We start from the raw sequence: 22,637 nt of genomic DNA, 5'->3' as shown, positions 1-22,637 counted from the left end.
CGACGTGTGACGGTAGCCGAACCCACGCGCGGCCAACAAGCCAGGAGGCTGGAAGCGATCCGAGCCGCTGCACGGCCATTGCACACCCCCTCCGGCCGAAATGGGGTGCTGACGCGCTGGGACGGTGGTGCGGATGCACCCGGTCAGAGCGCGTCCGCACCAGCGACCTCGGGCAGCAGCACGCAGGATGGTGGACCGCGAGCACGGTTGCATCGGTGTAGCGCTCGGAGAACACATTGATCACAGTCGAGCTGCGGCAATCCAGTCCTGGTCAGCATCGGCGGCGTACTCGATCAGGAGGTGGACACGGCCCTTCGCACGGTGCTGGATGGGCCGTTGGGGGATGCTAGGGAATGACGGTGTTGCAGTCCTGGAAGATGGCGCCAGTGCTTTCCTTACCGCAGGTGTCGTTGCCGGTGCCGCCGTCGACCCTGACGTCTACGGCTTGGCCGTAGAGGGTGATGGTGTCACTGCCGGCGTCGCCGGCGAAGCGGGAATGAGCGGACTTGCCGCGGTCGGGGTGGTCGGCGCTTCCGACAGTGATGGTGTCGTTGCCCTCGATCAGCCCGCCCAGCAGCTCCCCACCACCGCGGATACTGGCGTCGTTTACCGCGACGACGTCATCGGTCTTGCCCTCACCTGCGTTGAGAATGATCCTGTCCGCACCAGCACCGCCTTCCACTGAGTCCGCGGGTCCCTCCGGGCCAACCACAGCGTCAACGCCTACTCCGGCGTCGCTTGTGGTGGAGCCGTTGCCGCCCGTAATGGTGATGCGGTCGTCACCCCCGTCCCCGCGCACCGTTCCTCCCAGCCCAAGCCCGCCGCCCTGGTCAGGGAAGAGGGGGCTGGAGCTGGTGCCGCCGCTGCCGCCGGTGATGGTGATGGTGTCATCCCCCTCGAAGGTCAGCAGTCCCAGCCCGGGATCACCGCCTGCCACCACACCTCCTGCCCCCGCGCCGGCCGCTCCCGCCTTGCCGGTCCCGGACGTGGCGCCGCCGTTGCCGCCGGTGAGCGTGATGGTGTCCCCGCGTGCTCCACCCGACACCACTCCGTCCGAGGCAGCTCCACCATGGCCGGCGCTGCCGGTTTCACCACCGGTGGCGGCGTCTCCGCCGTTGCCGCCGGTGATCTTGATGATGTCTGCGCCGTCTCCGGCATCCAGCAGGGAGGCCAGGCCCGGGTCCCCGCCGTGCACCGCGCCTGAGGGAATCGCATCGGCCCCCGAGGCCACACCGTCCCCTCCATTCCCGGTGGGGCCGGCGTTGCCGCCGCGGACGGTGATGCGGTCCGCGCCTGCCCCGCCCCGCACCTGCCCCGCTACACCCTCCCCAGCCTTAGCACCTGCGCCGGGCTCGGGGCTGCCGTTCCCGCCGGTCAGGGTGAGCGTGTCGTCGCCGTCACCGCCGTGGACAAGGCCGCTGTCATCCACAGCCCGGCCTCCGAAGATCTGGGTGCCCGTGCCGACGCCCCCAGTGACGGTGATGGTGTCCTTACCCGCACCGCCGTACACGGCGCCCGACACCCCGTCCCGCTCCAAAACCACGGCTGCGGACTTGCCGGTGATCGTGACGGTGTCGTCGCCGCCACCGGTGTTGATCTCTCCGGCCACCCGCCCGGTCACGGTGATCCGGTCGTTCCCGCCCAGGCTGTTGATCACCTGGCCCTGCGGGACCCCGTCGGTACACGTGATCACATCCGGGCCGGCCGTCACTGTGCCCGTGCAACCCGGCGGCAGCGCCGCATGCGCCACCCCGGCCCACAGCACCGGCGACAGCCCCACCACGCTCGCCGCCACAGCACGCGCCACCACCCGCGCCGCCGATACCCGCCTGATACTCGCCGACATGTACGACTCCCGTCGCCCAGGCACACCCCATTCGACAGGACGCGCATAACTACTGGAATTCCGATCCCAGACGTTCCCCAAAGCCCCACAGCCTCGATGTCATCCGAACAGCCCAGTCGGCGGGCGACGGGCCTCGCTACGGGACCCGTGCCGGAACCCGTTCAGTCAGGGGTGCGGATGTGGGGGTCGGCTGCGGCGAGATTGATGTTGCCGGGGTGCCACAGGGTGGCCATGGGGCCGTGCGGAGGCAAGACGCTGACGCGGTCGACGAGGCCGGCGAAGCGTTGGTGCAGGGCCGGGCCGATCTCGTGGGCGGGCGCGACGATGGCGAGGGTGTGCAGGACCTCGTCGGTGATCAGGTCGCTCATCCTTTCCCAGCGTTCGGGGTCACGGGAAAGGCTGAGGGCGTTGAGCTTGTCGTTGAGGTCGCCGAAGCCTTCGCTGTCCATCATGGGCCGGTAGGTGGAGGGGCTGCACCAGAAGGCGAGTTGCCGGCGTACGGCGTCCTCCGCCCTGGTCTGTTCCGACGGCGTGTTCCAGGTGGCCACCACGGGGAACATCGTGATGGTGAGGTCTGTCCGGTTGCGGCCCGCGGTTGTCAGTCCCTGTTCCAGCGCGGGGATGAGTTGGTCGGCGATGTAGCGGCGGGAGGCGAAGGGCGGGGGGATGAGTCCGTCTGCGATCTCGCCGGCCATCGTGGCGATGCGGGGGCCGACGCCGGCCAGCAGGATGGGCGGCGGGCCGTAGGGGTGGGGCGGTGGGGAGAAGTAGGGCGTCATCAGCGTGTGGGTGTAGTACGTGCCGCGGAAGTCGAGCGGCTCGCCTTCGTTCCAGCAGGCCCAGATCGCGCGCAGGGCGGCGACGTACTCCCTCAGCCGCGGCCTCAGATGGTCGTGGGGCATGGCGAATCGGTTGGCGAGGTGGCTGGGGATCTGGGTGCCGAGCCCCAGGAGGAGACGTCCCTGGGAGGCTGCTTGGAGGTCGTTGGCGGTGGTGGCCAGGGTCATGGGGCTGCGGGCGAGTGCCACGGTGGCCGCTGTTCCCAGACTGATGGTGGAGGTCTGTGCGGCGGCCCGGCCCAGGAGCAGGAGCGGGTCGTGGCCTTGTTCCGTCAGCCAGAAGGCGCCGTAGCCGGCGGCTTCGCAGACGGCCGCGGCTTGGTGGGCGGAGGTGACGCAGTCGTCGAAGACGTTCGAGGGCATGAGGGCGTCGATGCGCAGCCGGGTGCTGCCAGCCGACGGTGCGCGGTGGTGCTTCGGTGGCTTGGGCAGCGTGCCGTCGGCGATGAGTGCCGCGACCAGGCGGTCGAAGGTCCCGGCGTCAAGGGGTTCTTCGGGTTCTCCGCACTGGGCGAGGGCCGCCCGGGTCACGTCGGAGCGCACTGGGGCCGAGCGGTAGTCGGGGTCGGCTTCCACCATGCGGGCGGCGACTTCGCCCAGGCAGGCGAGTGGATGGATTTCGGGTTCGGTGGCCCTGTCCTCGACCTGCTGCCACCAGCGTGCGACAGGGACACGTTCCAGTGTGTAGCCCGCGCGCGGGAGCGCGGCGAGGACGTCGTCGAGGGGAAGCGGGGAGGCGCGGACCAGGTGGAAGGTACGTCCCGGGGCGTCCTGGCGCAGGCTCAGCGCCACGATGGCTCGGGCAACGGTGTCGACGGCGTCGGCGGGCACGGTTCCCGTTCCGGTCGGCAGAGCGCCGAGGGCGACGGCGGCACGCAGCAGTGGCACCATCATGTCGGATGCGGAGGTGCGGCCGGTGCGTGAGTGGCCGTAGATCAGTCCGGGGCGCATGACGGTCAGTGTCAGGCCTCGGCCGTGAGCGGCCCGTACCGCGTCTTCCGCCTCGGCCTTGCTGCGCGGGTAGCCGAGGCCGGGCAGGATCTCGTACGACGGCGGAGTCGACTCGTCGAGGGGCTTGGGCCCCTGTGTGTGGGGCGGAACGGGGAAAATGGTCGCCAGGGTCGAGATGTGGATGAACCGTACGGGCCTGCCTCTGGTCGTGGTGCAGTGCTGGGCGAAGTCGATCAGGGTGCGGGTGCCGTCGGCGTTCTCGGCCGCGAGTTCCTCGTAAGGGGCGGCCAGGTGGACCGAGGCGCCGCAGTGGTGGATGGTGTCCACCGTGGCCGCGAGGGCGTTGCGGTCCAGTTCCGACAACCCCAGGTTCGGGGCGGCGAGGTCACCGTGGACGGCGATCAGTCGCTCCGCCGGGTAGTCGGGGCCTGTGAGCGGCAGGAGCCGCCGGCGAAGTCTGATGGCTGCTTGACTCTGGTCGCTGGCTCGGACCAGGCAGTAGAGCGTGGCCGGGGTGCGGCGCACGAGTTCGAGGGCGAGTTGGCCGCCGAGGCTTCCGGTGGCGCCGGTGAGGAGGACCGCCCGGGGCGCGGGGCCGCGCGCGCATCCGGTGTCCACGGTGGTGGTCATTGGCCGCTTCCTCCCCCGGCGGTTTCCGTCGCCGTGACGGAGGCGGCGATGGATCGCAGGCTGCCGGTGCCGAGCAGTTGGGAGACGGGTACGTCGAGCCGGCGCTCCCTGCGCAGCCTGCCCCGCAGTTCGGCGGCCATCAGGGAGTCCATTCCGATCCGGTTCATGGGCAGGGCTGGATCGATGTCCTGGGGGATGAGGCCCATGATCGCGGCCAGCGCCGTGATCATGAATTGTTCGGTGGTGTCGTGGTCGTTGCCGGCGGGGGGTGGGGCGTCGGTCGGCGCGGCTAGCGGGCGGGGTGGTTCGGCTGGCTGCGAGGTGAGAGATTCGATGGGCGCCTGCCGCTGCGCGTCTGCTGCCGGTGCCGCGGGTGCGGCCGGTGCGGTCGGCGCGGCCGGTGTAGTGGGTGCGGTCGGCGTGGGCTGTGGCTGCGGGGTGGCGAGGACGTTGCGCAGGAGGGGGCTGTCGGCGTCTGCCGGGTAGCTGTGGACGTAGGCGGCCCAGTCGGCGGGGAGGCACACCACCTGGCCGTCGGGCGTGGCCGCGGACGCGTCGAGCATCAGGGTGAATACAGCCGGTGCGTCCTGTGTGCGGATCGCGCCCATGCCCGAGGGGCGCACGTCGTGGCCGCTTTGCTCGCTGAGGCGGGCGGCCAGGCCGGTCTGGGTCCAGTATCCCCAGTTGGCGACGGTCGCGGGCAGCCCGGTCATGCGGCGGTGGGTGGTGAGCGCGTCGAGGAAGGCGTTGCCCGCCGCGTAGGCGGCGAGTTGTGCGCCCGCGGTGAGTCCTGCCAGGACGGAGACGGCTGAGGAGAACAGGACGAAGAAGTCCAGTTCGCCGGCCTGAGCGCCGTTGAAGAGGCGGTGCAGGGCCCAGCTCCCGGCGACTTTGGGGTGGAGCGTGGCCTCGATCTCGTCACGGCTGAGGCTGTGGGCCGGCGCGGGGTCCAGGACGCCTGCCGAATGGACGACCCCCCGCACGGGGGGCCTGCCCTCGGCTGTAAGCCGGTGCAGGAGGGCGGCCATGGCCTCCTCGTCAGCAGCGTCCACGGCGGCGTACTGGACGTGTGCGCCGCTGTGGCGCAGCCGGGTCAGCAGGCTGCTGTCGGTGGGTTCGGGTGAGCGGCCGGTCAGCAGCAGGTGCCGGGCGCCCTGGTCGGCCAGCCACTGGGCGAGTTGGGCGCCGATGCCGGACAGGCCACCGGTGATCAGGTAGGTCGCGTCGGGCCGGATGGTCTGCCGCGCGGTAGGAGGGGTGGGAGGCGGCGGGGGGAAGGAGAGCACGAGTTTGCCGGCGTGCCCTGACCTGGCCATGACGGAGAAGGCGTGGGCCGCTTCCTGGGCCGGGAAGACCCGGACCGTGGGTGCGGGCAGCTCGGTCCGGGCGACCTGGCCGGTGACCGCGCGCAGCACTTCGCCGAGGCGTTCGGGTGCGTGGTGGTAGAGGTCGAGGAGGTTGACGGGCAGGTAGGAACGGCTGCCGGTGAACACGGACATGGACAGGGTGCGTCCCTCGGCCATGTCGTTCCATGCCAGGTCGATGTAGCGTCCGAAGGGGTTGAGCAGGGAGAAGTTGGCGTCGACGGCCTCGCCGACCAGTGTGTTGAGGATGACGTCGACGCCACCGCGTTCACCCGGCTCGCGCAGCTCGTCGGCAAATCCTGTGCTGCGGGAGTCGGTGACCTTGGCGGCGCCCAGTTGGAGGAGAAGTTCACGCTTGGCCGCGGTGCCCGCGGTGGCCCAGACGGTGGCGCCCCGTGCGCGGGCGATGTGCAGTGCGGCCAGGCCGACGCCGCCGGTGGCGGAGTGAATCAGGACGCGCTCGCCGGGCTTGAGCTGGGCGAGGTCCACCAGGCTGTGGTGCGCGGTGCCGTGGGCCAGGGGCAGCGCTCCTGCTTCGGCTGGGCTCAGGCACTGGGGGGTGCGCACGGCCAGGCGCGCGTCGGTGATCACGTGCGAGCGCATCGCGGGCTGTGCGTAGGCGTGTACCCGGTCGCCGACGGACAGGCTCTCCACCCCGTGGCCGAGCCGGGTGACGGTGCCGGAGCATTCAAGGCCCAGGCGGGGCGGTGTGTGCTGTGGGCCGCTCAGGGCGCCGACCGCGGTGAGCACGTCGCGGTAGTTCAGGCCGGAGTAGGAGACCTCGATTTCGATCTGGCCGGGTCCTGGTTCAGTACGCTGGGCGGGCACCAGCTGGAGGCCGTCGATGCCTCCCTGCGTGTTGAGTGCGGTCACGGCATCCGAGGTGGTGCGGTCGGGTGCTGGTACGGGTCCGCGGTGCAGCCGGGGTGCGTAGCGGCGGCCCGAGCGCAGGGCCAGCCGGTTCTCGTTGCCGGGGTCGAGCAGGGCGGCGGCCAGCGCTGCTGGTTCTTGGTGGCCGCCGGGGTCCAGGTCCACCGTCAGGACCTGTAGCCCTGCCTCTTCCCGGGCCAGCACCCGGGTGAATGCGTCCAGCGCCGCTTGCGCGGGCCGTGGCGGCTCCCGGTCCCCTGTGATGCGCGTGGCGCCTGCGGTGACCACGCAGAGCCGGAGCGGGGCGGGGAGGCGCAACTCCCGCAGTGCACGGGCCAGAGTCGCCAGTTGGACGCAGCCCTGGGCCACGGCCGACTGGATGGCGGCCGGTGTCGCGTCGCCAGGCGTGTCTGTGCCGGGTGCCCAGAGGCTGATCACACCGCTGAGGGGTGCGCGTGCGCAGGCCTCCCGCAGGGCGCGGACCAGGTCCGGCTGCGAGGCGGGCGCGGCCCGGAAGCGTCCCGGTGCCTCGGCGGTGAAGCGGGTGCCGTGCCGCACGCTGGTCACTGTGGCTCCGCCGGAGAGGAGGTGCCGCTCCAGCGTGGAGTCCAGGTCGGTGCCGCCGTGCAGCAGGAGCCAGTGGCCGTGGGCGGCGCCGCTGACGGGAGCGGGTACGGGTACGGGTACAGGTACGGGTACGGGTACGTTCTCCCATTCCACTGTGTGCAGCCAGGAGCGGTGGGAGTCCGGGGTGCTCGTTCCGGGTGCGGGGGCAGGGGTGTCGGCCTGCAGCAACCGGGCCTGGACGCCGGTGAGTTCGGCGACCAGTGCTCCTTCGCCGTCCCGGACTTCGATGTCGGCCCGCACCGCGCCGTCCGGTCCTGGCGGGGCGAGCCGGCCGTGGCTCCACAGCCGGTCCGCAGCGTGGCGGGGGCGGTGTGCCCTGACCCGGTCGATGCCCTGAAGGACGAATCCTCGGGCGTTGCGCCCGGCTTCGGTGGGCAGGAGGGCGGCGACCACGTGCAGGCAGGCGTCCAAGGCGGCCGGGTGCAGTACGTACTGCTCGCTGCCCTGGGGGGCGGGGCGAAGGTGGGCCAGCGTCTCTGCGTCGCCCGCCCACAGGGTCTCGACGCCTTGGAAGGCGCCGCGCCAGCTGTTGCCCAGGGCTTCCTGGGCGCGGTAGAAGTCCGTGCCGGAGATCTGTTCGGGGCAGCGTCGGCGAATGGCTCCGAGGTCGGCGGATACGGGGGCACCGGCACTGTGCTCGACGGGCACTGTGGCGCGGGGCACTGTGGCGCGGGCGTGGAGGGTCCACTGGTTGTCCGGACCGGGGCGGCTGTCGATCCGCAGCCGTGTTCCGTCGTCCGTGTGCTGGGCCTCGACGCGCAGTTCGGTGCGGTTGCCGCCGTCCTCGTCGAGCAGCAGGATCTCCTCGAAGCGGATGTCGAGCAGCTCGGTTGCCGTGGAGCCGATCCGTTCGGTTGCCGCCAGCCCCAGTTCGAGGAACGCTGTCCCCGGCAGGACGGAATGGCCTGCAACCCGGTGATCGAGCAGGTACCGGCAGTCTCCGTCCAGTGGCAGTGTTCCCGCCCACGTCCTGCGGTTGTCCCCGCTGTCCGGCTGTTCCTGTCCGAGCAGGGGGTGCACGGCGACCTGCGGCTGCGGGCGGCTTGCTGCCGTGGGTGCTGATCCGACCGCGGGCCAGGCGAAACTTTCGGCCTGGTGCCAGTAACTGGCGCGCTGCCAGGGGTAGCGCGGCAGGGAGACGACCGGGCGGCCGGCCCGGGCGTGCACGGTGGCCCAGTCGACTTCGGCACCCGCGACGTAGAGCGCGGCCAGCGATCCGTACAGTGAGGCGAGTTCCGGACGACCTCGACGCAGCGATTCCAGGACCAGCACTCCGCCGGCCTGCGCATCCTCCTTGTCCGCTGCTGCGGCGTCCGCGCTGTGCCGCAAGGGTGCGGCCAGCACCGGGTGCGGGGCCATCTGCAAGAACACGACCGGTCCCGCGTTCGCCTGGCCGCGCACCACGTGGTCCAGGCGCACCGGCTCGCGCAGATTGCGCCACCAGTAGTCGCCGTCCAGGACGGTGCCGGGCACCTCGGCGCCCGTGACGGTGGAGATGAACGGGATCGTGCCCATCCGCGGGGTCAGGCCCGCAAGCCCGTCAAGGAGCTGTCGGCGCAGCGGGTCGATCCTGGGGCTGTGGGCGGCGTAGGCGACGTTCACCCGCTGGCAGCCGATGCCGAGCAGTTCGCATCCTTCGAGTACGGCGGCGATCTCCTCTTCCGTACCGGAGAGAACGCAGGACAGCGGGCTTTCCGCGACGGCGAGTCCGGCTCCGGCCGCCGGAGCACCGATGGTCTCCAGCAGGGCGGGGATGTCCGCAGGGCTCTGTTCGACCCAGGCCATCGCACCTCGGGGTGCTTCCCGGGCGATCAGCTCGGAGCGCAGGCAGGTGATCCGCGCGGCGTCCTCCAGGGACAGTGCGCCCGCGCAGTGGGCGGCGGCGATCTCGCCCTGGCTCTGGCCGATCACGGCATCGGGTTCGATCCCCCAGGACCGCCACAGTTCACCGAGCGCCACGCCCACGGCCCACAAGAGGGGCTGGACCCGGTCCGTACGCTCCAGCCAGCCGGGGTCGTCCGTGCCGAGCACCTTCAGCACCGACCAGCCGGCCTGACGGGTGATGGCCTCGTCGCAGCGCTCCAGCGCCTCCCGGAAGGGGCTGCTGGCGGCAAGCAGTTCGCGCGCCATGCCGACGCTCTGCGCGCCCTGGCCGGGGAACACGAACACCACCCTGGGCTTCTGCGTTGCCGTGTGGGGGCTCACCGAGATACCGGCCCGCTGGCGTCCGGCCAGCGCGTCTCGCACACCCGCCGCCATCGTCTCGGGCGAGTCGGCGACGATGGCCGCACGGTGGCCGAAGTGGTCGCGTCGGGTCGCCGCGGCAGCACACAAGGCGTCCAGCGAGGGGGCCTGCGGGGATCGCAGCAGGTCGTGGTAGCTCTGCAGAAGCTGGTGCAGCGCGGTCCTGGAACGGGCGGAGACGGTCAGCACCTGTGCACGGCCCGAAGCCTCGACACGCCGGGGTGCGCCGACGGGGCCCGAGCGGAGCACGAGGTGGGCATTGGTTCCGGTGGCACCGAACCCGCTGAGCCCGGCGAGCACCGGCCCGTCGCCCTCGGGCAGCTCGGTATTGGCGACCGGAACCCGCAGCGGCGAGGTGTCCCAGTCCACGGCCGAAGTCAGCTGCTTGAGCTGCGGGTTCCCCACCACCAAGCGGTTTTCGATCTGCAGCACGGCCTTGATCAGGCCTACCACCCCGGCGGCCCCTTCCGCGTGACCGACGTTGGCCTTGGCCGACCCCGTCAGGCAGCGCGACCGACCACGCCCGCGCGGGCCCAGGACGCGTGAGAGCGCTGTCAGTTCCGTCTTGTCTCCGACCGGGGTCCCCGTGCCGTGCGCCTCCACGAAGACCACCTGCTTGGGGTCGACCCCGGCCACTGCGTAGGCGGCGGAGATCGCCTCGATCTGTCCCTCGATGCTGGGGGCGGCCATGCCGCTACCCGTGGAGATACCGTCGTTGTTGATGGCACTGCCCAGGATGACCGCCCTGATCCGGTCTCCGTCGGCCAGCGCCCGGCCCAGCGGTTTCAGCAGGACCAGTCCGACTGCCTCGCTGCGGACGTACCCGTCGGCCGAGGCGTCGGCGAACTTGCAGCGCCCGTCCGCACTCAGTGCACCCGCCCAGCCGAAGGTGACGGTGTTGTAGGGGGCGAGGATGAGATTGGTTCCGCCGGCGAGGGCGAGTTCGCACTCACCGGCGCGCAGTGCCTGGCAGGCCAGGTGCACCGAGGTGAGCGACGAGGAGCAGGCGGTGTCCACGGACAGGGCCGGCCCGCGAAGGTCGAAGGCGTAGGCCAGACGGCCGGAGAGGGACCCGCGGGCCGAAGATCCGAGCTCGGAGTAGAAGTCCAGCGCACCGAGGTCACCGATCTGCCGCAGCCAGTAATCTCCGTAGACGCCGCCGATGTAGGTGCCCGTGCGCAGGCGGGCCAGTTCGGCCAGGGGCACACCGCCGTCCTGCGCGGCCTCGAACGCGCACTCGAGCAGCAGTCTCAGCTGCGGGTCGGCGCGGTGCGCCTCTCGGGGCGTCATGCCGAAGAACGCGGGGTCGAAGCGGTCAACGCCGTCGACGAACCCGCCCCGGCTGGTCGGCACCCGGCCGGGTACGCGGGCCTCGGGGGCATGCAGCTCGTGCATCCAGGAGCGGTCGGCGGGTGCTTCGGTGACACCCTCGCGTCCCTCCACCAGCAAGTCCCAGAAAGCATCAGGGTCGGCGGCCCCGGGAAAACGGCCGCTCATCCCCACGATCGCCACCGCACTGGCGGGCGCCTGCCGGAACACCGATGCGGGAACGGATCCATCCTGTGCGCTCACGTGAAGCTCCTTGCAGTGGTGAAGGTCCAGCTGGGACTTGAGCCCGGCTTTTGGACACCAGAGATACGTAGATCGTGTCCTCCCCCCTCCAGCTGTCTGTCCCGCAAGATCGGCTGAGGCTCACGGCTGTCCCTGCACAGGGCCTTGCATGGGCTGGCCAAGGTTCGTGGGGCGTGCACTGTGCGGCACGGAGGACGTTTCGGCGTGCGTCGGGCCAGGTGATGAGCCGCCACATCGTGACGTGGCCGCACGCGACGTTACTGAGGGCAAGGGGAAATACTGCCAGCGGCGGGGTGAACCGTTTTTGCTCCTATGACGTGGTCTGTTCTGAGCAACTCCAAAGTCACTCCGCCGGATCCAGCGGGTCAACCCGCAAGGAAGGGGCGCACGTAGCACGAGAGGATGTGCATATCGCGCCAGCGCCGCCCGGCGCGCGGACGTGCTCCGGGGGCGGATGATGGGGTTCGGGATTGCTTTGGGCCAGCAGCCAGGCCACCACTGCCCGCCGGTCGAAGGCGGAGCGGTCCACGCTGGCGCCGACCGGGGCGTGGAAGGCGGGCAGGCGGCGGCGCCACACCGCCACGGCCCGCGGACTCACCCCCGCCATCCGCGCGCTACCTCTGCCAGCAGCACCGTGTCCTTATCCGGCGCCACCGGCGTGAGGGCGGCGAGCGGGGTGAGCTGCGGCCCGCCGCGACGGTGCGCAGCGCCCGCCAGTCCACCTCGGGGTGCGCCACGGGCAGCAGGGCGATGTCCTCGGCGGAGTAGAGGTCCACCGACGTCAGGCCGCCGTGCGACTTCTAGTCGACGGTCACCTGGCCCACTGGCGACAGCCACCCCAGCCACCTCGCCACCAGGTCGAAGTCCGTTCGCCGCACCCCCGACCGCACCGCCGCCCGATCCGGGCCCAGCGGCACATGCCGGTCCAGGAGATCGGGCAGATCCCGACGACGGTGCAGCGCGGCCACTTGGTCCGGGTGCACGTCGGGGAACTTAACGTCGCCTCCGAGGCCGACCAGCAGGCCGGCACTGACGAGGGTGACCGACCGCGGCAGCGGTCACCCTCGAATGGCGCAGCGGCAGCGGGACACCCAGGGCCTCGGTCAGCCGGTTTTATGTTCGCCGATGACACGTTCACCAGCGGCGACACCATCTCTGTGCGCATCGACGACCCGAAGGACTCCTGCCTTCTGTCAGTGCAGGTTCGGCGAGACGAGCACGGACTCAATCTGTGTCTGGTAGAGGACCTCGACTCTGGCTGTTCCGCCGAAGAGCTTCTGCGCCTTGAGCCGTTACACCGACAGGACAGGTAGCAAAGTGACCCACTGTCCCTGCCTCTACAGAGCATCACAAGATCCCCGACAGAGCCGACATGCATGACCGTCCACACCGGCACCCGCATACAGACACCAAGCCGGTCTGGTCCGAAATAGCAGCCGGCCCCGAGGCCGACGGGGCAGAGCAGGCGATATGAGACAAGGACTCTGTCACTGCGGTGGATGGAAGGCACGGGCCCCATGCCTGGGGAGCCGCCCCGAAGGCTATTCCTCGCCCTCGGGCTCGGATTCCCTTACGAACCAGAGGTCGAGGGTGTACTGCTCAGCCATCGGGCACTGGTTCCACGCTGCTCCGATCTGTTCCGCGCCCCACTGCTGATCGGCAGCGCGCTGGAGGCACGTGCCGTAGTAGGAGGCTGTGGCGTCTCGTCCGTTCCATGCCGCGTGCCCGTCGTAGACGCCGGGTCGGGGCAGGTCCATCATGCCTGCGGGCCCGAAAGTGAGCTGGTTGACGACGAGTTGGCCTGTCTCTGATTCGAGGGAGACAGGGACTGTGCCCTCAGCGTCTGCCGGGGGCTTCTGGGGGGTGTCCCAGACCCTGATGGTGACCCGTACTTCGATGTCGGGTTGCAGGCTGTGCAGGTAGAGGTGATATCCGTTTCCGGCGACTACCTGGGTCCTTGACCGCTGCAACGCCTCGTCGTCGCCGAGGTAGGCGTCGGCGTCGTAGACCTCCACGATCCTGCGGTCGGGTCGGGCGGTGGTGCTGTACTCGGTGATGAGGGACACGAGGGCTCCGTCGCTGCTCAGGGAGTGATCTTCACGTAGAACGCGTCTCCGTCGAGGATGCGGTTCAGGGTGAACATTTCGTTGAGCTTGCGGCCGCCCGTCTCATTGTCAGTTCCGTCGATGAGCCGGGCGGAGAACCTGTTTCCCGGGGCGGCAGCGCCTTCTTTGGTGGAAGCGAAGGGGTACCCGTCGCACCGGAGCGTTCGGTGGCATCAACCTCTATCACTTCACCGGCGGACCGTGCGCCGAGCTGGTCGCGCTCGGGCACGCCCGGGCCGCCGGAGCACGCGACCTGGCGGTGATCGTCGCCGTCGGTGACAGGGGGCGCGGCGTGCTCGCGCCGTGCAGCCGGGACCGCCAGGTCCTGCTGGACTACCACCCGGGCATCCGCGTCCTCCTCCCGGTGGCCGACGGCGTCCGCAGCGTCGCGATCACCGACCTCCTGCCCCACGCCTACGTCTGGGGCGACCAGCCCACCGAGTGAGCGGTGGCACTCAACCCCCGTTTCCACCTCGGTCTCCACCCTCCGTCTCCGCCCCGTCTCCACCCTCGTTTCCACCCTTGGGTCCAGGTGCCGCGAGCCGTTCCGCAGCAGCATTGGGGGCATGACAACGACCGAGTGGATCACCGACATCGCCCTCCTCCTGATCGTCTTCCGGCAGCTCCGGGAGGGACGGCTCGACCTGAAGTCCTTCCTGATCCCGCTGGGGATCGTGTCCTTCGTGGCGTACTCGTACCTCGACACCATTCCCACCGCGGGCAACGACCTGGTGCTGATCGCGGCCCTGGTGGCCGTGGGCGCCGCGCTCGGCATCGCGGGCGGCGTCTACACCCGGATCCGAACCGTCGGTGAGCACATCCTGATCAAGGCCGGCGTGGTGTCGGCGGTGCTGTGGGTCGTGGGCATGGGCGCCCGGATGGGCTTCCAGCTGTGGGTCCAGCACGGCGGCGCCGCCGATGTCGCCCGGTTCAGCGTCACCCACCAGATCACCAGCGACAAGGCATGGGTGGCGGCGTTCGTCCTGATGGCCCTCACCGAGGTGGTCACGCGACTGGCGACGATCTTCATCCGGAGCCGGACCCGCGCGGTGGCGAGCCCCGTACGCGTCCTCGACCGCACGGCCTGACCGTGCAGTACGTTCCGAGCATGCCCACGACCACGAGCACTCCGCCCCCCGGGAAGGCACCGTCCCCGGGGGCGGCCCCACGTCCGGTGCCCGGACAGGACCCGCGGGTGCGGTGGGCGCTGACCCTGGCGGTCATCGTCGTCGCAGTGGTGACGATCCGGCCGATGGGCTTCACCGGCCGGGGTCTGGCCGTCGCGGCCCTCTTCGCGCTCTGCACGGCCGCGCTGCTGGCCCGGGGGCTGCCCGAGAACGCCACGACCCAGCGGTTCGCCCCCGTGTGGCTGACCGCCGGTGTCATCGCCTCGGCCGCTCTGATCGGCGTCAGCGGCAGCGGAACGGGGTACCTCTTCGCCTTCTTCCTCGCCGGTCACATCGGATACCGGCTGGAGACCAGGTGGGCCCTGGCCCTTGCGGCGTTCTGCAGCCTGCTCTGCGCGGGGGTCATGTACCTCGACCTGGGGGCGCCGGGGCACCAGCAGTTGCCGTGGACACTGGGTCTCGCCGCCGGCACACCGGTCCTGGTCGGCATCCTCAACCGCAGCCAGCGCCAGGCCGTGCTGGCGGTGATCGCGGCGTCCGAGTCGGCCGAACGCGCCGCCCGGGCCGAGGCTCGGACGGCCGTGCTGACCGAACGCGGCCGGATCGCCCGGGACGTGCACGACGTACTGGCGCACTCGCTGGCCGGGATCAACATGCAGCTGGAACTGGCCGACGCGCTGATCGACACGGGTGACCTGGAGAAGGTCCGGGAGGCCAACGTCAAGGCCCACGCCCTGGTCAAGGAGAGCCTCAGGCAGGCGCAGTGGACCGTGCACGAGCTGCGCGAGGACGCGCTGCCGCTCGTGGAGAGCCTGACCGCGATGGTCGAATCGTCGGGCCACCGCGACGCCCTCACCGTCACCGGTGCGGTCCGCGAACTCCCGGCCCGGGTGACCCAGAACCTGCTGCGCATCGCCCAGGAGGCACTGACCAACGCCGCTCGGCACGCGCCCGGGGGCGCCGTCGGGGTGGAGCTGACGTTCGGCGCCGCATCGACGACACTGAGCATCCGCAACCGCCCTGGCACCCGCGAGGTGAACGCGGGGCTCGGCAGTGGAATGGGGCTGATCGGAATGCGCGAACGCGTCGCGCTGCTGGACGGCGCCGTCACCGCGGGTCCGGTCACCGAAGGGCCGGACCGGGGCGGCTGGCACGTGGAGGCAGTGATCCCCGGATGAGCGAACGGACCGAGATGCAGCAGAAGTTGAGGGTGGTCGTCGCCGACGACCAGGCAGCCGTCCGGGAGCCGCTCGCCGCGGTGCTCGGACTGGCCGAGGACATCGAGGTCGTCGCGGCCGCGGCGGACGGGACCGAGGTGCTGACGGCGCTCGCTGCCGGGCCGGTGGACGTCGTGCTGATGGATCTGAGGATGCCCGTCATGGACGGGATCGAGACGACCCGCCGACTGACCGAGCAGTACCCGCAGGTGGCGGTGGTCGTGCTCACCACCTTCGCCGACGACGAGTCGATCCTGGGCGCGCTGGGCGCGGGAGCCCGCGGGTACCTGACCAAGAACGCCGGACGCCAGGACATCACCCGGGCCATCCGGGCCGCCGCCGCCGGGCAGTCCGTGCTCGACCGCGAGGTGCAGGACCGGCTGCTCGCCACCGCGAGGACCACGGCGACGAAGGCCCCCGAGCCGGCACCCGCCCTGCCCGGGGACCTCACGCCCCGCGAGCGCGAGGTGCTCGCGCTGATCGGTCAGGGCCTGCCCAACCGGGGCATCGCCGAGAAGCTCTTCATCAGCGAGGCCACCGTCAAGACCCACATCAACAACCTGTTCGCCAAAGCGGACATCCGCGACCGGGCGGCCGCCGTCCGCCGGGCCATCGAGGCGGGCCTGGCCTGACGGGACTTTTGAAACACCGTCGGCGAACTCGAGTCCTGGGTCCCCGGCATCCTCGCCCGCCGCAAGGCCACCTGGCTGGAGATCGTCTTCGCACAGGACCACAGGACCACCACCTGCGTCCGGACCCACAGCTGACCGCGTTCTGCATCCGGATCCGGAGCCACTTCAGCACGCAAGCCCGGCTGTAGGACCATCCACGCACCAGCTGCGACGCGGCAGCTACGGCCAGAGATCCAGCCGCCCTCACCCCGCGGTTAGGCAGTGCGATGACGGTGGCATCGTCGCGGCACGCCTCGTCGTCAGCGGCACCAGCGGTGATGAGCACGTCGGCCGTGGCCAGTGTCCGAGCGAGCCGTCGGATTCGGTGTTGACGGAGGTGGACGGTTGATTGCCGCCTTTGCTTCACGTTCCGTGTCCGAGAGACTACGGCTTCCAGCCATGGGTGAAGGAGGCGGTCCGGTGGGCAAGCACGGTGACGGCAAGGGCGGCAGCGAGGGTGACAAGCAGCAGTCTCCGAAGGAGTCGGACGGGCAGTGGAACAAGCCGGTGAGCAACCCTCCGAAGAAGTAGCCGGTGTCCTCCCCTGACGAGCTGGTCCGGATCCTCAGGGCCAAAGGCTCTCTCGACGAGGCGTGGGCGGAGGCGGTGCGCGCTGTGCCGCGGGAGCTCTTCATCCCGGACCGGATCGAAGTCGGCGACAGGGTGCTCTCCCGGTCGAAGGACCCGGCCGGGTGGGCGCAGGCCGTCTATGACGACGTGCCGGTCACGACCCAGGTCAACGACGGGCTTGCGGTGGCCGAGGGTGCGTACCGGTTGCCGACGTCGTCGAGTTCGATGCCGACGGTGATGCTGGAGATGCTTGCCTTGCTCGATGTCCGCCCCGGCCAGCGGGTCCTGGAGGCCGGGACCGGGACCGGTTACAACGCGGCCTGGCTCTCCCACCGCCTGGGCGCGGAGAACGTCACGTCCGTCGACATCGACGGTGGGCTGGTGGCGCAGGCGGGGAAGAATCTGACGGCGGCGGGATACGCGCCGTACCTGGCGGTCGCGGATGCCGGGCTGGGGTGGCCCGGGCGTGCGCCCTACGACCGCCTGATCGCCACCTACACCGTCCCCGAGATCCCTTACGCCTGGGTCGAGCAGATCCCCCAGGGGCGGATCGTGGCCCCGTGGGGCGGCAGCTTCTTCTCCCACTCCTACGCTGTCCTGGACGTCGACGGCGGCCGGGCCGCGGGCCGGTTCACGGGGTGGCCGGCGTTCATGCGGACCCGGACCGGGCGACCCCACCGCGGGTACCTCTCCGATTTCTACCGGCACAACGACGCCGGCACTCCCGGCCGCACCCGTATCTGCCCGCGGGCGTTCACCGAGAACGCGGCCGCGCTGTTCTTCGTGGGGCTGGCCCTGCCGGATGCCTGGTACCTGCTCGCGGAAGCCGACGACGGCAGCGGGGAAGCCACCTTGTGGATCCTCGCCGACGACCGGGCTTCTTGGGCGACCGTCGAGTACACACCCACCGGCACGGAGTTCGAAGTCGACCAGTTCGGGCCACGCAGGCTGTGGGACGAAGCCGCCACCGCCCACCAGTGGTGGTCCCGCCTCGGCAGCCCCAGCCGCGACCGGGCAGGCCTCACCGTCGACCGCGACGGCCAGCACCTCTGGCTCGACCACCCCAACACCATCCTGACCCCACCATCCCACCTTCGAGCCGGCTGAGAGGACGAAGGACCGGATCCCTCAGCCAGTACAGCGCAACAGTGCGAAAACGGTGGCGTCGTCGCGATATCCCTCGCCGTCAGCGTCGGCGACGGTGACGAGCGCGTCGGCCAGGGCCTGCGCGTGAACCCCGTGCCGGCGGCACAGCGCCTCGGCCGTGTGCTGATCGACCTGGCCCGAGACTCCGTCGGAGACCAGCAACACGAGGCGGACGCCTTCGGGGATCTCCACCTGACGGTTGGGCCCACATGGGGTGGTCGGTGCGGACTTTCGCGCGCAGGGCTTCCGCCAGCTTGCGCGCGGCGTGCTCGGTGGCCTGGGGGTGGACCGGGTAGGGCAGGCATTGCTGGATGGCGTAGGCGAGGTCCCCGGTCGTGGCGGGCCGCGGCGCGGGCTCCGTGGCGGGGGCCAGGGCCTCGTCCCACTGGAAGTCACAGCGTCCGCAGCTCGGCTCGAGGCGTTCGGGGAGCGGGCCTCTGCGCTGCGCGGCCGTTGAACTCGTCGCGAGCACGGTGGCGGGCGGGCCGGTAGAAGGTGTACGCCTCCGGGGGGGCGCACTTCGCGCACACGGGTTCGGGGACTGAGTACGGGGGCAGCGGCTTCGGGTCGGTCTCGGCGGGGTCTGCGGGGGCGTCGGTCAGGGTCATCTGCGGGGCCTTCCGGGGTCGGGATGTGCGCGGGCGCCGCGCGGGGAGCGGGTGCACCCCCCGCGGTGCCGAGGGATGGTAGGGGGTTCAGCGCAGTGCGGCCCGTGCCGCCCGGACCCGTTCGATGGCACTTTCGAGCCGCTGGACGGTGACCCCGCGCTCCCCACCAGGCGGAAGGACCGTCCGCAGGAAGTCCTCCTCTTCGAGTTCGGCCGGTTGGGTGATGGGAGGCTCCTCGGCGGCGTGTCCGCCCTGGACGCGCCACCACGGTGAAACGCGGGCGGTTCCTCCCGAGATCCGTCCAGCGCCAGGCCCTGGAAGGCCTCACCGCCGCCGAGATGGCCATCCCTGGCGGCACCGTCAGGCGTGCTTCGGGCCGGCCGGGGTCGCGCTTGCCCCCGCGCCTGCACGTCAACGTCCACGTCCACGTGAACACCGCGCACATGAGCGTGCGCGGTGGCACGCCCCGCTTGACCGCGTGCGGCGCCAAGAGAGGGCCGGCGCGGACCCCCTACCCGACCCCAGCACCCCCCTGAACAACCCCGGTAAACCGCCCAAACCTATCCACCGCACCACCTCCGTCGCTACGTTCTCTTCGTTCACAACCCCTCTCACAATGGAGCAAATTGATGCGACGACGCCTGGTCTCTCTCGCCATGCTGGGATCGGCCCTCACCCTGGGCCTCGGCGCTGCCGGTACCGGAGTTGCCTCCGCCGCCGGCACCCCCACTGCCGCCCCGGTCGGCATTCAGTACGTGAGCCCGCAGAAGTGTGTAGACGGTGGCGGCCAGATCGTCTTCCGCTACATCTTCCTCGCCTGCGTGGGTGGCAAGTACGACGGCTACCACGTCGGCGGCTGACGTCACGTTCAGTAAATGAACGGTCAGGGAACGCCCGAACTGCCACAGGGGCGTTCCCTGATCCAGGTTCCAAGGAGCCCGTAGGCCCGGCCGGGAGCTATTCGCAATGCCGGCCATGTCGAGGGCGCCGACGACCGGCCCGGCGCCTTCGTCGGCGAGGAGCTGGGCGGTCAGGTCGAGGAAGGGGAACTGGATGGCGATCAGTTCCCATTCGGCGAGGACCGTCTCGCCGTCGGGTCACTTCCCGATGTCGTAGGTCGAGCAGCCGATCGTGCCGTCCCAGTCGCACCAGCCGTGCGGGCCGCCGATCCAGTGGGAGGCGATCCGCGAGGTGTAGAGCAGCGACAGCTGCACCATGTCCGGTTCGGCGACGACGTCGCGGATGCTCTGGGCGCTGGCGTTGCCGTACCGGCCGGGGGCGAGGCCGACCACGCGGTACACCTCCAGCGTCCAGCTCTGGTCGTTGCCGTCGAGTAGGTACGGGTTGGCGGTGCGGACCAGGATGTCGTCGGCCTGGTCGGGGGTCACCGGGGCGCCGGTGACCAGGAGGCGGGGCCACTTGCTCAAGTCGTCGGTGCTCACGGGGGTTGTCTCCTTCGTCGGGCGGCCGCACGGGCCCGGCGGCCGAGGGCGGATCCAGATCGGGTCCTCGCCGTGGCGGGGCCCGTCGAGGAGCGCGCGCAGCGTGTCGGCGGTCGGGTCGGTGACGCCGAGGTCCCCGGCTTCCTGGCGGGCGTGGTCGTCGAGCTGGTCGGCCCACGCCCGGACGCGGGCCAGGGCGGCGCGGACGTGGTCGGCGGTGCGCAGGTCCCCGACGCCGGTCTCCTCCTCGTCGGCCATCTCCAGCAGCTTCTTGTGGTCGACGTCCCACGCGTCGTCGTGGTCGGGGCCGCCCCAGCCGAACGCCTCGGGGCGAACAGCGTGGGCGGCGTCCCGGAACGCGGCGGCCCGGCCCCGGCTGCCGTTGCGGGGACGGCCGTAGGCCGGGCGGACGTCGAGGGGCACCGCGGCGGTGACGATTCCGACGCCGCCTGCGATCCCACCGCGCGCCTTCACGTTCCAGAAGACGGGGGGGGAGGAAGTCATCCCTGCCCTTGCCGTGGGACCACTGGGCGTACATGACGCCCTGTGAGGCGTCGAAGGTCGCGCTGCCGCCGTCGGCGTCCTCGCGCTGGTACTGCTCGATCTGTGCAATCGACCCGAAGTACGTCGCGCTGAACTCCTCGGACTCCAGGAAGATCAGCCCGTATCCCTCGGGGCGGGTGTCGTGGCCGTTGTCCTTCAGGATCTCGACCATGTCCTCGTAGCCGGGGTTCCCCGGGGCGATGGTGCTGACGAGCGGTAACCCATACTGGTCGCAGCTGGTGACGTGGGCCGGGTTGGTCTCGCTGACGTTGAGCGCGGTGCCGTAGGCATTGCCCGATCCACGGTTCAGCACGCCACGGGTGCTGTGCGTCGACGACTTCGCCCTCCGTCGCGGCCGGACCTACTCCACCGTCTTGACCAGCGTCGAAGACCATCGCGTGGTCGTTGTGCTCCCGACCCGCGAGGCCGGGCCGCTGGCCGCCTGGCTGATCCAGCACCCAGGCGTGGAGATCATTTGCCGGGACCGAGCCGTTGAGACCTGCGTCGCCGCCCACCGCGAGTGCCTGCGCCCGTCGGCCGGCGGGCCGAACGGAAGAAGGCGGCGCACGCCTTGGTCCACGAGCTCCTTGTCCAAGGCCACTCACGCCGGGCGATTGCCCGGTACCTGGGCTGGGGTCTCAACACCGTGTTCCGGTACGCGAACGCCGCACGCTGGCAGGACACCTTCCGCGAGAACCGGCCCCGGTCCAGCAGGCTGGACCCCTAAAAGCCCTACCTTGACTAGCGATTCACCGAAGGATGCACCAGCGTCACCCGACTGCACGGCGGGCTGGCTGCCGAGCGAGCCCCCGTCACCTACGGCATGGTCCGCGCGCATATCGCCACCTTGCGCGGGGTTCCGCCCGGAACCCCGCCCCAGCCGCCGACGGTGCGGCAGGTTACCGGCTGGCTCACCCGCCACCCCACGACCCTGAACGAGGAAGACCGGGCCGGCCTGAAGGAGGTCCTGGCCCGCTGCCCCGAACTGGACAAGACCGCCGGACACGTACGCGACTTCGGCAAGATGCTCACCGACCGCCTCGGCTCCACACTCCCCACCTGGATCGACGCAGTCGCCGCCAGCCAGCTACCCGGCCTAGCCGGCTTCGAACTACTCCGCAAAATGATCCTGCTTCAGTAACTCCTCGTGACGATGTCGGTCGGTCCTTGGCACGTGCTCTCTGGGCACCTGCACAGAGCCCGCAGTCCCGCAGGGATTTTTGGGCCCCGGTTGCGTCTCCCGTGGGGGGAGACATCAAGCTGGGGGCATGGACAGCGACACGCTCTATTCCATCGGAGAGCTATCCCGCCGGACCGGCCTGACGGTGAAGACCATCCGGTTCTATTCCGACAAGGGCATCGTCCCGCCAACCGACCGGAGCCCGGCGGGTTACCGGCTCTACGGCCTCGATGCACTCGCGCGCCTGGCCCTGGCCCGCACGCTGCGCGATCTCGGGCTCGATCTGGCGACCGTGCGCAAGGTGCTGGACCGGGAGGCGTCCATACCGGAAGTCACGGAAGCACACGCCAACGCCTTGGACGTGCAGATCCAGACTCTCCGCCTGCGCCGGGCAGTACTCCGCGCGGTCGCCAGACGCGGCCCCACGACCATGGAGATGGACCTCATGCACCGACTTGCCACGCTCTCTCAGGCGGAACGACGCCGACTGGTATCCGGATTCATCGACGACGCCTTCAAAGGCCTTCACGCCAATCCCGAGTTCGTGGCCTTGATGCGATCTTCCATGCCCGAACTCCCCGACGATCCCACGCCCGAACAGGTCGAGGCCTGGGTTGAACTCGCCGGACTCTGCCAGGACGCAGACTTCCGTGTCTCGATACGCCGCACAGCTGAGGACCAGGCGGAAGAGCCTTCCCAGCAGGACGTCAGCACTCTGCACGACGCTCTCAACCAGGCGATGCGTGAACGAATCGACGAGGCCGCATCCGCCGGCCTCCTGCCCGCATCCGCCAACGGTGCGTCCCTTACCGACTCGCTGGGCGGCCTCTACGCCGAGGCATTCGAGCGTGCCGACGAAGGCAGTCTGCGCCGCTGGCTCCTCGCCCGCCTGCAGACAACAGCCGACCCCCACGCCGAGCGCTACTGGCAGCTCCTGGCAGCGATCAATGGATGGCCCGCACCACCAACGCTCGCTCCCGTCTACTCCTGGTTCACCGCCGTCTTCGCCAAGAGCGCTGACAACCATCACAAAGGACTGATGCGATGAGGACGCGCGACCTGAGGTTCGGCTTGTACACGGACGA

At 70.5% G+C, this 22,637-nt stretch carries 15 protein-coding genes and 2 pseudogenes; 9 read left to right on the top strand and 8 right to left on the bottom strand.

Features of this window, described 5'->3' with window-relative positions:
• Positions 1-346: 346 nt before the first annotated feature.
• The 5 genes and pseudogenes from AC0693_RS35080 to AC0693_RS35060 all read right to left on the bottom strand — a co-directional run.
• A complete protein-coding gene (locus AC0693_RS35080) occupies positions 347-1,846 on the bottom strand; it encodes a hypothetical protein (RefSeq protein WP_478804091.1) in 1,500 nt (499 codons plus the stop codon).
• A gap of 161 nt (positions 1,847-2,007) precedes the next feature.
• The gene (locus AC0693_RS35075; protein WP_478804090.1) at positions 2,008-4,266 is read right to left on the bottom strand and encodes a TIGR03617 family F420-dependent LLM class oxidoreductase; all 2,259 of its coding nucleotides are present in this window, start codon (positions 4,264-4,266) and stop codon (positions 2,008-2,010) included.
• Positions 4,263-10,943, bottom strand: coding sequence for an SDR family NAD(P)-dependent oxidoreductase (locus tag AC0693_RS35070; protein WP_478804089.1), 6,681 nt, complete (start codon positions 10,941-10,943; stop codon positions 4,263-4,265). Before AC0693_RS35070 ends, AC0693_RS35075 begins: the two co-directional genes overlap by 4 nt.
• 1,541 nt (positions 10,944-12,484) lie before the next feature.
• On the bottom strand, positions 12,485-13,009 hold the full coding sequence (locus tag AC0693_RS35065; protein ID WP_478804088.1) for a hypothetical protein: 525 nt from the start codon (positions 13,007-13,009) through the stop codon (positions 12,485-12,487).
• Positions 13,010-13,026: 17 nt separating this feature from the next.
• Positions 13,027-13,194 (bottom strand): annotated as a pseudogene (locus AC0693_RS35060) (NucA/NucB deoxyribonuclease domain-containing protein); the annotation flags it as partial.
• Positions 13,195-13,220: 26 nt separating this feature from the next.
• Between AC0693_RS35060 and AC0693_RS35055 the strand changes: the two are divergent.
• From AC0693_RS35055 to AC0693_RS35035, 5 genes and pseudogenes are all read left to right on the top strand, one after another.
• Positions 13,221-13,493, top strand: a pseudogene (locus AC0693_RS35055) (cytidine deaminase); the annotation flags it as partial.
• A gap of 121 nt (positions 13,494-13,614) precedes the next feature.
• A complete protein-coding gene (locus tag AC0693_RS35050; protein WP_478804087.1) occupies positions 13,615-14,136 on the top strand; it encodes a hypothetical protein in 522 nt (173 codons plus the stop codon).
• A 20-nt stretch (positions 14,137-14,156) separates the two neighbouring features.
• A complete protein-coding gene (locus AC0693_RS35045) occupies positions 14,157-15,353 on the top strand; it encodes a sensor histidine kinase (protein ID WP_478804086.1) in 1,197 nt (398 codons plus the stop codon).
• Entirely contained in the window at positions 15,350-16,024 is a 675-nt protein-coding gene (locus AC0693_RS35040) for a response regulator transcription factor (RefSeq protein ID WP_356413555.1), read from the top strand. The genes AC0693_RS35045 and AC0693_RS35040 overlap by 4 nt, the downstream gene beginning before the upstream one ends.
• Before the next feature lie 573 nt (positions 16,025-16,597).
• The gene (locus tag AC0693_RS35035; RefSeq protein ID WP_478804085.1) at positions 16,598-17,740 is read left to right on the top strand and encodes a methyltransferase domain-containing protein; all 1,143 of its coding nucleotides are present in this window, start codon (positions 16,598-16,600) and stop codon (positions 17,738-17,740) included.
• Between the two features lie 21 nt (positions 17,741-17,761).
• On the opposite strand, the gene AC0693_RS35030 is transcribed toward AC0693_RS35035, so the two are convergent.
• The gene (locus AC0693_RS35030) at positions 17,762-17,971 is read right to left on the bottom strand and encodes a hypothetical protein (protein WP_478804084.1); all 210 of its coding nucleotides are present in this window, start codon (positions 17,969-17,971) and stop codon (positions 17,762-17,764) included.
• Between the two features lie 200 nt (positions 17,972-18,171).
• Positions 18,172-18,387, bottom strand: coding sequence for a hypothetical protein (locus AC0693_RS35025; protein WP_478804083.1), 216 nt, complete (start codon positions 18,385-18,387; stop codon positions 18,172-18,174).
• Positions 18,388-19,016: 629 nt separating this feature from the next.
• Here AC0693_RS35025 and AC0693_RS35020 point away from each other — a divergent pair.
• Positions 19,017-19,247, top strand: coding sequence for a hypothetical protein (locus tag AC0693_RS35020; RefSeq protein WP_356416902.1), 231 nt, complete (start codon positions 19,017-19,019; stop codon positions 19,245-19,247).
• A gap of 237 nt (positions 19,248-19,484) precedes the next feature.
• Here the strand turns inward: AC0693_RS35020 and AC0693_RS35015 are convergent, their stop codons facing one another.
• The gene (locus AC0693_RS35015; RefSeq protein WP_478804082.1) at positions 19,485-20,333 is read right to left on the bottom strand and encodes a hypothetical protein; all 849 of its coding nucleotides are present in this window, start codon (positions 20,331-20,333) and stop codon (positions 19,485-19,487) included.
• A 32-nt stretch (positions 20,334-20,365) separates the two neighbouring features.
• On the opposite strand from AC0693_RS35015, the gene AC0693_RS35010 reads away from it, so the two are divergent.
• The 3 genes from AC0693_RS35010 (at position 20,366) to AC0693_RS35000 (ending at position 22,600) form a co-directional block, all read left to right on the top strand.
• Positions 20,366-20,554, top strand: coding sequence for a hypothetical protein (locus AC0693_RS35010; protein WP_478804081.1), 189 nt, complete (start codon positions 20,366-20,368; stop codon positions 20,552-20,554).
• 707 nt (positions 20,555-21,261) lie between these two features.
• A complete protein-coding gene (locus AC0693_RS35005; protein ID WP_478804080.1) occupies positions 21,262-21,513 on the top strand; it encodes a hypothetical protein in 252 nt (83 codons plus the stop codon).
• Between the two features lie 127 nt (positions 21,514-21,640).
• Positions 21,641-22,600 (top strand): MerR family transcriptional regulator, encoded by a 960-nt coding sequence (locus AC0693_RS35000; protein WP_478804079.1) that lies wholly within the window; start codon positions 21,641-21,643, stop codon positions 22,598-22,600.
• The last annotated feature ends 37 nt before the right edge of the window (positions 22,601-22,637 follow it).

This window comes from Streptomyces sp. NPDC043876 (genome assembly GCF_056435825.1).
This window is presented reverse-complemented; position numbering and strand designations above follow the sequence as displayed.

Bases quoted from the DNA above. Each gene is read 5' to 3' on its own strand.
- AC0693_RS35045 (WP_478804086.1), top strand. From the start codon at position 14,157: ATGCCCACGACCACGAGCACTCCGCCCCCCGGGAAGGCACCGTCCCCG.
- AC0693_RS35080 (WP_478804091.1), bottom strand. From the start codon at position 1,846: ATGTCGGCGAGTATCAGGCGGGTATCGGCGGCGCGGGTGGTGGCGCGT.
- AC0693_RS35040 (WP_356413555.1), top strand. From the start codon at position 15,350: ATGAGCGAACGGACCGAGATGCAGCAGAAGTTGAGGGTGGTCGTCGCC.
- AC0693_RS35050 (WP_478804087.1), top strand. From the start codon at position 13,615: ATGACAACGACCGAGTGGATCACCGACATCGCCCTCCTCCTGATCGTC.
- AC0693_RS35010 (WP_478804081.1), top strand. From the start codon at position 20,366: ATGACGCCCTGTGAGGCGTCGAAGGTCGCGCTGCCGCCGTCGGCGTCC.
- AC0693_RS35015 (WP_478804082.1), bottom strand. From the start codon at position 20,333: ATGACTTCCTCCCCCCCCGTCTTCTGGAACGTGAAGGCGCGCGGTGGG.
- AC0693_RS35075 (WP_478804090.1), bottom strand. From the start codon at position 4,266: ATGACCACCACCGTGGACACCGGATGCGCGCGCGGCCCCGCGCCCCGG.
- AC0693_RS35020 (WP_356416902.1), top strand. From the start codon at position 19,017: ATGCGACGACGCCTGGTCTCTCTCGCCATGCTGGGATCGGCCCTCACC.
- AC0693_RS35000 (WP_478804079.1), top strand. From the start codon at position 21,641: ATGGACAGCGACACGCTCTATTCCATCGGAGAGCTATCCCGCCGGACC.
- AC0693_RS35025 (WP_478804083.1), bottom strand. From the start codon at position 18,387: ATGACCCTGACCGACGCCCCCGCAGACCCCGCCGAGACCGACCCGAAG.